The sequence below is a fragment of the Sorangium sp. So ce887 genome, from assembly GCF_051521455.1.
Classification (GTDB): Bacteria; Myxococcota_A; Polyangia; order Polyangiales; family Polyangiaceae; genus Sorangium.
On sequence record NZ_CP150354.1, the window covers coordinates 3,702,435 to 3,716,047 of the forward strand.

At 74.9% G+C, this 13,613-nt stretch carries 1 protein-coding gene; it reads right to left on the reverse strand.

What is annotated here, in order from left to right; all coding sequences use genetic code 11:
* Nucleotides 1-5: 5 nt before the first annotated feature.
* The gene (locus tag WMF36_RS13785) at nucleotides 6-13,451 is read right to left on the reverse strand and encodes an SDR family NAD(P)-dependent oxidoreductase (protein ID WP_437580046.1); all 13,446 of its coding nucleotides are present in this window, start codon (nucleotides 13,449-13,451) and stop codon (nucleotides 6-8) included.
* Nucleotides 13,452-13,613 lie beyond the last annotated feature (162 nt).

Genomic DNA, 13,613 nt, shown 5'->3' on the forward strand with positions numbered 1-13,613 from the left:
CGTGCTCATTGGCTCGATCCCCCGAATCCCCCGTCGAGGTGCGCGAAGAGCTCCTCATCGGTCGCAGTTTCGAAATCCTTGGCGACGGCGCTCGCTCCGTTGCCGTGTGTCCCACCGTTCCATCGCGCGAGGAGCGTTCGCAGGCGCGTCGCCACGAGGGCGCGCGTCGCGTCGTCCCCTTCGGGCGTCCCGAGCGCGTGCTCGAGGCGATCGAGCTCCACGACGAGCGGGGGAGGCGACGCGGGTTCGTCGTCCACGAGCTTTGCGAGGAGCATCGCCGAGAGTGCGTCAAGCGTCGGGTAATCGAAGAGGAGCGTCGCGGGCAGGCGCGTCCCCACGATCGTGGCGAGGCGGTTTCGCAGCTCGACGGCCGTGAGCGAGTCGAGCCCGAGCTCCTTCAGGGGGCGCTGCGGCGCGACGGCCTTCGACGCGGGCAGCGCGAGGACGACGCCCACCTCGGCGCGCACCGTGTCGACGAGCGCGCGCATGCGATCCGCAGGCGCCAGCGCGCGGACGCGCTGGGCGAGCGTGGCCTCCGAGGCAGCGTTGGTCGCGACCTTGAGCCGCGGCGCTGTGGCCCGCGCGAGGCCGCGGAGGATCGGCGCGACCGCGTGGGCGCGCAGCGCGCCGAGGTCGAACGGCGCGGCGACGAGCGCGGCGTCGAGGTGCGCGAGCGCGGCGTCGAAGAGCGCGAGCCCCACGTCCGACGCCATCGGGCGAAGCCCGAGGCGCTCCATCCGCGCGACGTCGGCCCCGGCGAGATGCGCGGTGAGCCCTGTCTTCTCGGCCCAGTACCCCCAGTCGAGCGACACCGCGGGGAGACCGCGGGACCGGCGCTGGTGCGCAAGCGCGTCGAGGAAGGTGTTTGCCGCGGCGTAGTTCGCTTGCCCCGGCGTCCCGAGCACGCCGGCGACCGACGCGAAGAGGACGAACGCGGACAGGTCGAGCGAGCGGGTGAGCTCGTCGAGGTGTGCGGCGGCGTCGACCTTGGCGCTCATGACGGAGCGGAGGCGCTCTGGCGTGAGCGAGGTGAGGACGCCGTCGTCGAGGGTCCCGGCGGCGTGGACGACGGCGGTGAGGGGGCGGTCGGTGGGGATGCCGGCGAGCAGACGCTCGAGGGCGGGGCGATCGCTGGCGTCGCAGGCGACGATGGCGACGGAGGCGCCTGCGGCTTCGAGCTCGCGGCGGAGGTCGTCAGCACCGGGCGCGGCCGGGCCTCTTCGCGACGAGAGGACGAGGCTGCGCACGCCGTGCCGCTGGACGAGGTGGCGCGCGACGAGGGCGCCGAGGGTGCCGGTGCCTCCGGTGACGAGGACGGAGCCGCGCGGGTCGAGGGCGCGCGGGATGGTGAGGACGACCTTTCCGACGAGGCGGGCTTGGGCGAGGGCGCGGAAGGCCTGGGGCGCGCGGCGGAGGTCGCATGGGGTGATGGGCGGGACGCGGAGAACACCGCGCTCGAAGAGGGCGACGAGCTCGGCGAGCATCGCCTGGATGCGCTCGGGGCCCGCCTCGGCCAGGTCGAAGGCGCGGTACGCGACGCTCGGGTGCGAGGCGGCGACGGCGAGCGGGTCGCGGACGTCGCTCTTGCCCATCTCGACGAAGCGCCCGTCGGGCGTGAGGGCGACGAGGCGGAGGGAGGCATCGACGAGCTCGCGGGCGAGCGAATCGAGGACGACGTCGACGCCGCGCCCGCCGGTGGAGCGGCGAAAGTGCGCTTCGAAGTCGGCGGAGCGCGAGGAGGCGATGTGGTCGTCGTCCAGGCCGAGGGCGCGGAGGGTGGCCCACTTGGGCGGGCTCGCGGTGGCGAAGACCTCTGCGCCGAGGTGGCGTGCGAGCTGGACGGCGGCGATGCCGACGCCGCCTGCGGCCGCATGAACGAGGACGCGCTCGCCTGGGCGGAGGCGGCCGAGATCGACGAGGCCGTAGTATGCGGTGAGAAAGACGACGGGGATGCTCGCGGCCTCGACGAACGAGAGCGCCGCGGGGATGCGGATCACCATGCGGTGATCGGCGATGGCGATGGGCCCGAACGCCGCGCTGAGGAGGCCCATCACGCGGTCGCCTGGCGCGAGGTCCGTGACGCCCGGGCCGACCTCGAGGACGACGCCCGCCCCCTCTGCGCCGAGGGGCCCGGGGTCGCCGGGGTACATGCCGAGCGCGTCGAGCGCGTCGCGGAAATTGAGCCCCGCCGCGCGCACCGCGACGCGGAGCTGCCCCTCAGCGAGCGGCTTCGTCGCCTCCTCGTAGGGCACCAGCGCGAGGCTCTCGATCGTGCCCTTCTCCAGGACGTGGAGGCGGTACGCCGCGGCGCTCGGCGGGATGAGCGCGTCGTCGCCGCGCGGCCGCGCGAGGCGCGGAACCAGGCGGCGCCCCTCGCGGAGCGCGAGCTGCGGCTCGCTCGCGTCGAGCGCCGTCGCGAGGGCGGAGAGCGACGCGTCGGCGGCGTCGATGTCCACGAGCACGATCGCGCGATCGGGATGCTCCGCCTGCGCCGCGCGCACGAGCCCCCACACGGGCGCGTGCGCGAGGTCTTTCACGTCCTCGTCGGCGGACGTCGCGACGGCGTGTCGCGTGACGATGACGAGCGCCGACGTCGCGAGGCGCGGATCCGCGAGCCACGCGTGAAGGAGCGCGAGCGCGCGCGCCGTGGCCACGTGCGCGGCCTCGACGATGCCGCGCGCGTCCGCGTTCGCCGCGTCTTCGGCGCACGGCGCGATCACGACGGCGGGCGCGGGTCGCGTGGAGGGCGCGCCCGCGATCGCGCCGACGTCGTCGTAGCTCGTCGCGTTCGCGCCGACCGCGCCAGCGAGCGCCCGCGCGAACGCGCGGCCGTCGTCGAGAATCGCCCAGGGTTCCCCCGGCGCGAAGCCCGCGCCGCTCTCGCCGGTCGCACGAGCGATCTCGGTCCACGCGACGTGGAAGAGCGCGTCTTCGCGCGCGCCGCGCCGCGCCGCCGCTCCCTTCGAGACGGCGCGGACGGCGAGCGCCTCGACCGTCGCGACCGCCGCGCCCGCCGCGTCGGCGACGTCGATCGATATCGTCGCGTTCGCGCCCTCGTCCGCGCCGTCCCCGCCGCCGCGTCGCGCGAGGCGCACGCGCAGCGTCGACGCGCCGACCGCGTGAAGCACGGCGCCGCTCCACGCGAACGGCATGACGACCCCCGTGGTGTCGCCGACCTGGAGGAGCAGCGGGTGGAGCGCGGCGTCGAGGAGCGCCGGATGGATGCCGAAGCGTGCGCCCTCATTCGCGGCGCCGCCCGTGAGCGACACGTCGGCGAAGAGCTCGTCGCCGCGCCGCCAGACGCGGCGCAATCCGCGGAAATCCGGCCCATACGCGAGCCCCGCGCCGGCGAGGCGATCGTACAGCCCGTCGATCGCGACCGGGATGGCCCCCGGCGGTGGCCACGCACGGAGGTCATACGCGGTCGCCGCATCGGCGCGCGCGCTTCGCGATCCGAGCTGACCGCGCGCATGGAGCGTCCACGCCGCGTCGTCGCCCGCGTCGTCCGGCCGCGCATGCACGACGAGCGATCGCCGCCCGTCGTCGTCGGTGGCGCCGAGCACCATCTGCACGACGACGCCGCCGGTCGCGGGGAGCGGGAGGGGGGCTTCGAGGGTGAGCTCGTCGACGGCGTCGAGGCCGACGCGGTGTGCGGCGGCCAGGGCGAGGTCGAGGAAGGCGGTGCCCGGGAGAATGGGCTCGCCGAAGACGGCATGCCCCGCGAGCCAAGGGTGCTCGGCGAGGGCGAGGCGTCCGGTGAAGAGGTAGCCGTCGGAGCCGGCGAGGGGGACCGAGGCCTTGAGGAGCGGATGGTCGGCGGAGGCGAGCCCGGCGGCGGCGACATCGGCGCGGGCGCGAGGGGGCTCGAGCCAGAAGCGCTCGCGCTGGAAGGCGTACGTGGGGAGGGGGACGCGGCGGGGTCGATGGCCGTCGAACAGGGCGCTCCACACAACGCGGTGCCCCCGCGCGTGAAGCTCGGCGAGGGAGAGGAGGAAGCGCGCGCGGTGGCCTTCGTCGCGCCGGAGGGTCGACACGACGGCGGCGTCGACGGCGGCGTCCTCGATCGTCTCGCGGAGGGCGAGGGAGAGCACGGGGTGTGGGCTGACCTCGACGAAGAAGCGGTGCTGGTCGGCGAGCAGAGCGCGCGTGGCGTCTTCGAAGCGGACGGTGTGACGAAGGTTTCGGTACCAGTGGGCGGCGTCGAGGGCCTCGCCATCGAGCTTCTCGCCGGTCACGGCGGAGTAGATGGGCAGCGCGCTGGCGCGCGGGGCGATGCCGTGGAGGTCGCGGAGGAGCTCGTGCTCGATGGCGGCGACGTGCTCGGAGTGCGAGGCGTAGTCGACGCGGACCTTCCGGGCGAAGATCTGTGCGGCGGAGAGGGACTCGACGAGGGCCTCGACCGCTTCGACGTCTCCGGCGACGAGCGTGGTGCGCGGGCTGTTGATGGCCGCGACGGCGACGCGGCCGTCGAACCCGAGGAGGTGGCGGTGGAGCTCGCTTGCGGGGAGCTCGATGGCCGCCATGGCGCCGCGTCCAGCGAGCTTGGTGATGGCGCGGGCGCGGAGCGCGACGACCTTGGCGGCGTCTTCGAGCGAGAGCGCCCCGGCAACGTAGGCGGCGGCGATCTCGCCCTGGCTGTGGCCGACGACGGCGTCGGGCTCGACGCCCAGGGCGCGCCACATGGCGGCGAGGGCGACCATGACGGCGAAGAGGACGGGCTGGACAACGTCGACGCGGTCGAGGGAAGCGTCGCCGTCGCGTCCGTGGCGCAGGACCGCGAGGAGCGACCAGTCGACGTGCGGGGCGAGCGCGCGCTCGCAGGCCAGGAGCTGGTCGCGGAAGACGTGGTCGGAGTCGAGGAGGGCGGAGGCCATCTCGGGCCACTGCGAGCCCTGTCCGGGAAAGACGAAGGCGAGCTTCCCGGAAGACACCGTGGAGGCGGCGACCGCTTCGGGCGCCGGCTCTCCGCGCGCGAGGGCATCGAGCCCGCGAAGGAGCGCGTCGCGGTCGGAGGCGACGACGGCGGCGCGCTCGTCGAAATGCGACCGCGTGGTCGCAAGGGAGAACGCGAGGTCCGCGAGGGCGAGCTCGCCGTTCGCGGCGACGTGGGCGTGGAGGACTTTGGCCTGCGCGCGGAGCGCGGCGTCGGTCTTCGCCGACAGCACGAACGGGAGCTCCCGCGCGGGAGCCGCCTCCGCCGTCGCGCCGCTCGCGGTGGCGTCCGCCTCGCGCGGCGCCTCCTCGACGATGACGTGCGCGTTCGTGCCCGAGATCCCGAACGACGACACCGCCGCGCGCCGAGGGACCCCGTTCGGTTTCCACGGTGCCGCCTCGGTCAAGAGGCGAACTGTCCCCGCCGACCAGTCGATGTGCGGCGACGGTGCCGCCGCGTGAAGCGTCCTCGGGAGCTCGCCGTGCTCGAGCGCGAGCACCATCTTGATGACGCCGGCGACCCCCGCGGCCGCCTGCGTGTGGCCGATGTTCGACTTGAGGCTCCCGAGGAAGAGCGGCCTGTCGCTCGGGCGTCCCTCCCCGTAGGTCGCCATGAGCGCCCGCGCCTCGATCGGATCGCCGAGCATCGTGCCCGTGCCGTGCGCCTCCACGACGTCGACGTCGCGCGGCGCGAGCTCCGCTTGCGCGAGCGCCATCCGAATGACCCGCTCCTGCGCCGGCCCGTTCGGCGCCGTGAGCCCCTGGCTCTTGCCGTCCTGGTTGACCGCCGAGCCGCGCAGCACGGCGAGCACGGGGTGCCCGTTTCGTCGCGCGTCCGAGAGGCGCTCGAGGAGCAGCATGCCCGCGCCTTCGGCCCACCCGGCGCCGTTCGCGTCGGCCGAGAAGGACTTGCATTTCCCATCGGGCGCGACGGCGCGCAGCCGGCTGAACTCGACGAACGTTGCCGGCGTCGCCATCACCGTCACGCCGCCCGCGAGGGCGAGCGCGCACTCGCCCTGAAGGAGCGCCCTGCACGCGAGGTGGAGCGCAACGAGCGACGAGCTGCACGCAGTGTCGACGGTGATCGCGGGCCCCTCGAGCCCGAGCATGTACGAGATCCGGCCCGACGCGACGCTCGCCGCGCTGCCCGTGCCGATGTAACCCTCGAGCTCGCACGGCGTCCCCGCGAGGCGCCCGCCGTAGTCGCCGTACATCAGGCCGACGAAGACGCCCGCGTCCGTCCCGTGGAGCGACGCGGGCGTGATCCCGGCGCGCTCGATCGCCTCCCAGGCGGTCTCGACGAGCAGGCGCTGCTGGGGATCGATCGCGAGAGCCTCGCGCGGGCTCACCCCGAAGAACCCAGGGTCGAACCAGTCCGCGTCGTAGAGGAAGCCGCCTTGCCGCGTGTAGCTCTTGCCGAGCGCGTCCGGGTCCGGATCGTACAGCGCGCCCGTGTCCCACCCGCGACCCTCGGGGAAGCCGGCGATCGCGTCGCGCCCGTCGCGCAGGAGCGCCCAGAGATCCTCCGGCGTGTACACGCCGCCGGGGAAGCGGCAGCTCATCGACACGATGGCGATCGCGTCGCCGGTCGACGGCGCGCGCGCGCGCGGCACGTCGCGCGCCTCGTCGCGCCCGAGGAGCTCGCCCGCGAGGAAGCGCGCGAGCGCGGCCGGCGTGGGATGATCGAAGAGGAGCGTCGCCGGGAGGCGTAGCCCGGCGGCCGCCGCGAGCCGATTTCGCAGCTCCACGGCCATGAGCGAGTCGAGTCCGAGCTCGCGGAGCGGCCGGCGCACGTCGAGAGCCCGCGACGCCCCGAGCCCGAGGACGGCGCCGAGCTCCGGGCGCACGACGTCGAGGAGCGCGCGCTCGCGATCCTCGGGCGAGAGCCGCGCGATGCGCTGCGCGAGCGTCGCCGCGGCCTTCGCGTTCGCCGCGACGGGACGAGCGTCCTTCGTGCCGGCGAGGCTCCGGAGGAGCGGCCCGCTCCCGCGCGCGCGGAGCGCTGCCACGTCGAACGACGCGAGCACGAGGGCGGCCTCCGCGCGGCCGAGGGCGGCGTCGAAGAGCGCGAGCCCGTCGCCCCTCGCGAGCGGCCGGAGCCCGCCGCGCGCGAGCCGCGCGAGGTCCGCGTCGCCGAGGTGCGCGGTGAGCCCGGTCCGCTCGGCCCAGTAGCCCCAGTCGAGCGCGAGCGCGGCGAGGCCTCGCGCCTTGCGGTGGTGGGCGAGCGCGTCGAGGAACGCGTTGGCCGAGGCGTAGCTCGCTTGCCCTGGTGTCCCGAGCACGCCCGCGACCGAAGAAAAAAGGACGAACGCCGCGAGATCCATGTCGCGCGTCAGCTCGTGGAGGTGAACCGCCGCGTCGACCTTTGCGCGCAAGACGGACGCGAGCCGCGGCGCGGTGAGGGACGTCACGACGCCGTCGTCGAGCGTGCCCGCTGCGTGCACGACCGCGGCGAGCGGCCGCTCGCGCGGGATCGACGCGAGGAGCTCCACGAGCGCGGCGCGATCGGCGACGTCGCACGCGGCGATCGTCACCGAGGCGCCCTCCGCCTCGAGCTCGCGCGCGAGCGCGTCGGCCCCGGGCGCGGCGCGACCGCTCCGCGACGTGAGGAGCAGATGCGCGGCCCCGTGCTCCCGCACGAGGTGACGCGCGAAGAGCGCGCCGAGCGTGCCCGTCCCGCCGGTGACGAGGACCGTCCCGTCCGCGGGGAGCGCGCGGCGGGTCGCGAGCTCCGCGCGGCCCGCGCGTGCGAGGCTCGGCGTGAGCCGCCGGCCGTCGCGGAGCGCGAGCTGCTGTTCGCCCGTGGCGAGGGCCACGTCGAGCGCCCCGGCGAGAGCGCCGCGCGACGCGATCGTACCGTCGACGTCGACGAGCACGAGAGCGCGATCCGGGTTCTCGGTCTGCGCCGTGCGGAGGAGCCCCCAGAGCGGCGCGTGCGCGAGGTCCGCGACGTCCTCGCCGGTGCGCGTCGCGATGGCGCTCTCGGTGACGACCGCGAGCGCGCACGTCGCGAGGCGCTCGTCGGTGAGCCATGCCGTGACGAGCGCGAGGGCGCGCGCCGTCGCGTCGTGCGCCGCGGCGGCGACGTCGCGCGGCGCGTCGTGCGAAGCGCAGCGGACGACGACGGCGACCGGCGGCCGAGCGCCGCCCGCGAGCGCGTCGCCGAGCGTCGCCCAATCGGCGTACGTCGTGACGTGCGCGCGCGACTCGAGCGCCTCCGCGAGCGCGACGTCGCTCCCCACGAACGCCCACGCGCCGCGCGACTCGGTGACGCCGGCGTTGCCCGGCGCCGCGCTCCACGTCACGCAATAGAGCGTCTCGGCGTGCGCGCGCAGCGCAGAGCGGAGCGCCCCTTCCGACGCGGCGCGCATCGCGAGCGCGTCGATCGACGCGAGCGGGTTTCCTTCGGCGTCCGCGATCGCGAGCGACACGCTGTCGTCCGCTCGTCGCGCGAAGCGCACGCGGAGCGACGAGGCGTGCACTGCGTCGAGCGACGCGCCCGACCACGAGAACGGCACCCGCACGCGCGCGTCGCCCCTCGCCGCGTCCTCGGCGAAGAGCGCGTGGAGCGCCGCATCGAGGAGCGCCGGGTGGAGCGCGAAGCGAGGTGCCTCGCGCGCCGCCGCGTCGGGGAGGGCGACGTCGGCGAAGAGCTCGGCGCCGCGCCTCCACACGCCGCGCAGCCCTCGAAAATCAGGCCCGTACGCGAGCCCCGCCTCGGCGAGGCGATCGTAGAGCCCGTCGATCGCGATCGGCTCGGCCCCGGGCGGCGGCCACGCGCCGAGGTCGACCGCGGGCGCGGCGGCGCGCGCGCCGAGGATCCCGCGCGCATTTCGCGTCCAGGGCGCGTCGTGCGCGGCGGCGTCGTCGCGCGCGTGCAGCGCGAACGACCGCGCGCCGCGCGTGTCGGGCGGCCCGACGTGGATCTGCACGGCGACGCCCCCGGTCGCGGGCAGCGCGAGCGGCGCGTCGAGGGTGAGCTCCTCGACGCGGTCGAGCCCCACGCCGTGCGCAGCGACGAGCGCGAGCTCGAGGAACGCCGTGCCCGGGAGGATCGGCGCGCCGAACACCGCGTGCCCGGCGAGGAAGGGGTGAGCCCCGAGCGACAGGCGCCCCGTCAAGAGGTACGCACCCGAGTCGGCGACCGCGATCGCCGCGCCGAGCAGCGGGTGAGCGGCGGCCGAGAGCCCCGCCGCCGTGACGTTGGCGTCGGAGTCGCGCGGCGCATCGAGCCAGCAGCGCTCGCGCTGAAAGGCGTACGTCGGGAGGGGGACACGGCGCGCGCCGTCGAAGAGCGCCTTCGCGTCGAGAGCGTGCCCGCGCGTGACGAGCTCCGCGAGCGACAGGACCACGCGCGCGACGGTCCCCTCGTCGCGGCGGAGCGTCGCGACGACGGCGGCCGAGGCGCCGGACGCGTCGATGGTCTCCTCGAGCGCGAGGGTGAGCACCGGGTGCGGGCTGACCTCCACGAAGAACCGATGGCCATCGGCGAGGAGCGCGCGAGTCGCCGCCTCGAAGCGGACGGTCTCGCGGAGGTTCCTGTACCAGTGCGCGGCGTCGAGGGCCGCGCCGTCGAGCCTCGCGCCCGAGACGGCGGAGTAGAGCGGCACGACGCTCGCGCGCGGCGCGATCTCGGCGAGCTCTGCGACGAGCGCGTCCTCGATCGCCTCGACGTGGGCGGAGTGCGACGCGTAGTCGACGCGGATCTTGCGCGCGAAGATCTGCGCCGCCGAGAGCTCGCGGACGAGCGCTTCGACGGCGTCGTTGTCGCCCGAGACGAGCGTCGCGCGCGGGCCGTTGATCGCGGCGATCGACGCGCGGCCGGCGAGCCCATCGAGGCGCGCCTCGACCTCGCTCGCCCCGAGCTCGATCGCCGCCATCGCCCCGCGTCCGGCGATCCTGGTGATGGCGCGCGCGCGCAGCGCGACGACCTTCGCGGCGTCGTCGAGCGAGAGCGCACCCGCGACGTAGGCCGCGGCGATCTCGCCTTGGCTGTGACCGACGACGGCGTCGGGCTCGACGCCCATCGCGCGCCACGTCGCGGCGAGCGCCACCATGACGGCGAAGAGCACCGGCTGGACGACGTCGACCCGGTCGAGGAGCGCCGCGGCCGCGCCCTCGCCGCGGAGCACCGCGAGGAGCGAGAAGTCCACGTGCGGCGCGAGGGCGCGCGCGCACGCGTCGATCTCCGCGCGGAAGACGGCCGACGTGTCGAGGAGCGCCGCCGCCATCTTCGCCCACTGCGAGCCCTGCCCCGGGAAGACGAAGACGAGCCCGCCTTCGGGAACAGACGAGCCTGTGACGGTATCGCGGGTCCCCGATCCTTCGGCGAGCGCCTCGAGCCCCGCGAGCAGCGTGGCGCGATCGTCCGCGACGACCGCCGCGCGCCGGTCGAAGCAGGTCCGCGTCGTCGCGAGCGAGTGCGCGAGGTCCGGGAGCGCGAGGTCGCGCGAGGTGAGCACGTGCGCGTGGAGCCGCGCCGCCTGCGCGCGCAGCGCCGCGTCGCTCTTCGCAGAGAGCACGAACGGGATCGGCGCGGGCGGCCCGTCAGGCGCCTCACGGTCCGCGCCAAGCGGCGCGCCGAGGAGGTCGGCGAGCGCGCGCTCCACTGCGGGGGCGAGCGCATCGGGCTCGCCGCGTCCGAGCGCCGCGCCCCACGCTGGCTGGAAGCCGAGCGCGAAGAGCGCCGCCAGGCAGGCGTAGAGGCCCTCGCGTTCGTCCTCGCCGCGAAAGCACGACGGGAGCGCTCGAGCGCTCGCGCCGCACGCCTTCACCGTGCGCTCGATGGACTTGACGAGCACCGGGTGCGGGCTCAGCTCGACGAACACCGTCGGCGCCTCGCACGCGATGGCCTCGATCCCTTGTCGGAAGAGCACGGGAGCGCGCAGGTTCTGCGCCCAGTGGTCTGCGCCGCACTCGGGGCCCGCGAGCCATGCGTCGCGCGTCGTCGAGCGGAGCGGCACGCGCGCGGGGCGCGGCGAGACCGCGTCGAGGCACGCCCGCAGCGGCGCGATGAGCGGATCCATCTGCGGACTGTGCGACGCGTAGCTGACCTTCACGCGATCGACCCGCACGCCGTCGCGCGCGAGCTCCGTCTCGGCCTGGGCAATCGCCGAGGGCGTGCCCGAGAGCACGATCGACCCCGGGCCGTTGTAGACGCCGATCGACAGCCCCTCGATGGCCGCGACGACCGCGTCGATCGCCGCGCCATCCGCGCCGGTCACGGCGAGCATCGCGCCGCCGTCCGCTCCCGCGTCGCGCACGAGGCGCAACCTCTCGGCGATCACGAGGAGCGCGTCCTCCCGCGAGAGGACGCCGGCGAGGTACGCGGCGGTGACCTCGCCGAAGCTGTGCCCGATGAGCACCTCGGGCGCGATGCCCCACGCGCTGAGGAGCGCCGCGAGGGCGACCTCGACGCTGAACAGCACAAGCTGGACGATGTCGAGGTCCTCGACCCGCGAGACACCCTCGTCCGCGAGCAGCTCCGTCACGATCGAGAGGCCGCGGTGCACGAGGACGATGCGGTCGCACGCCTCGAGCTCCGCGCGGAAAATCGGCTCCTCCGCGAGGAGCGTGCGCGCCATGCCGATCCACTGCGAGCCCTGCCCGGGCAGCACGAACGCGAGGCGCGGCCTCGGCGACGTGATCGGGAGAGGCGAGGCCTCCGTCGCGAGCGCCTCCTCGAGCTTTCGGGTGAGCTCGCCGGCCGAGCGCGCGACGAACGCGACGCGACACGTGCCGCCGCTACCCCAGCTGCGCGCCACGAGGCGGCACATCGCCGCAGCCTCGTGCGGGCCGCGGAGGCGCCGCGCCACGGGGAGGATCGCCGCGATGCGCGCGCGCAGCTCCTCGGCGCTCTCGGCGCAAATGGGCAAGAGGAGCGCCCGGCTCCCGGGCGCCTCTTCGACCACGACGTGGCAGTTGGTCCCGCCGAAACCAAACGAGCTGACCCCCGCGCGCGCGGGCCCGCTCGACAGCGGCCAGGCCTCGAGCTGCGTCTGCACCGCGAGGTGCCACGCGTCGAACGCGATGTGCGGGTTCGGCGCTTCGAAGTTCAAGCTCACGGGCAAGAGGCCGTGCTGCAGCGACAGCGCGACCTTGAGGAGCCCCGCGATCCCCGACGCGGCCTCGAGGTGGCCGAGGTTCGTCTTCACCGACCCGATGCGAAGCGGGCGATCGGCCGAGTGACTCGGCCCGAGCACGGCGCCGAGCGCGCCGGCCTCGATGGGATCGCCGAGGATCGTCCCGGGCCCGTGGGCCTCGACGTAGTCGATCGAGCCGGGCTCCACGCCCGCGTTCTCGTACGCGCGCGCAAGCATCTCCTCCTGTGCCTTCGGGTTCGGCGCCGTGAGCCCGTTCGAGAAGCCGTCGTTGTTCGACGCGCTCCCGCGGAGGACGCAATAGATGCGGTCGCCGTCGGCGATCGCCGCGCGGAGCGGCTTGAGGACGACGACGCCGCCGCCTTCGCCGCGTACGTACCCGTTCGCCGACGCGTCGAACGCGCGGCACTGGCCCGCCGGGTTCATCGCGCCGAACTTCGTCATCCCGACGGTGCCGTGCGGCGACAAGACGAGGTGCACGCCGCCCGCGAGCGCCATCGTGCTCTCGCCCGAGCGGAGGCTCTGGATCGCGAGGTGGACCGCGACGAGCGACGACGAGCACGCCGTGTTCACGGTGATGCTCGTCCCTTGCAAGCCGAGCTGATAGCTCACGCGCCCGGAGAGGATCGACGTGTCGACGCCCGGCGCCGTGTGCTGATCGATGAGGCGCGGCTCCGTCGCGGTGAGCTTCGCGTAGTCGCTGCCCATCGCGCCGACGAAGACGCCGACGTCGCGACCTCGGAGGCGGACCGGGTCGACGCGCGCGTCCTCGATCGCCTCCCACGCAAGCTCGAGGACGAGGCGCTGCTGCGGGTCGGTCTGCTGCGCCTCGCGCGGCGACATCCCGAAAAATCCAGGATCGAAGCCGTCGACCTCCTCGAGGAAGCCGCCCCAGCGCGTCGTCATCTTTCCGGGCGCCGCGACGTCGTCGTGGACGAAGGCCTCGATGTCCCAGCGCTCGGCGGGGACCTCACGGATCCCGTGACGTCCTTCGCAGAGGAGCTCCCAGAACGCCGCCGGCGACGTCGCGCCGCCGGGCAACCGGCAGCTCATTCCGACCACGGCGATGGGCTCGTTCGCGGCGGGCGCGCTCGCGCCGTGCGAGCGGGCCTTCGCCCCCTCGGCCGCGTGCGGGCGTCCATCGAGCGTCGCGCCTTCGAGGTGCCGCGCGAGCGCGCTCGGGGTCGGGTGCTGCCAGGGCAACGTCGGCGCGAGCGCGCGTCCGAGGTGCGCCGACAGCCGGGCGACGAGCGTCGTTACCTGGAGAGAGGCGAGCCCGAGCTCACGAAAGCGAACGCCGAAATCGACCTCGGGCGGCGGCACTCCGAGCAGCTCGCCGAGCGTCGCGCGCAGCCAGTCGTGAATCGATCCCTCGTTCGGCCGCGCGGGCGCGCCGCCCGTATCCGTGGTGTGCGACATGAAAGATCCGTGCGTTCGAAGTTCGATGGGCAAGCGCGCGAGGGCGCGCTGCGGCGATGTAACGGCGGCGCGACAGATGACCGCGTCGCGGAAAGCCGCCGTCAGCGCGCCGCGTCGGATCCGGCGCTCCTCGTGCGCGCGCGAGGCGCGCTCGTGAGGCAG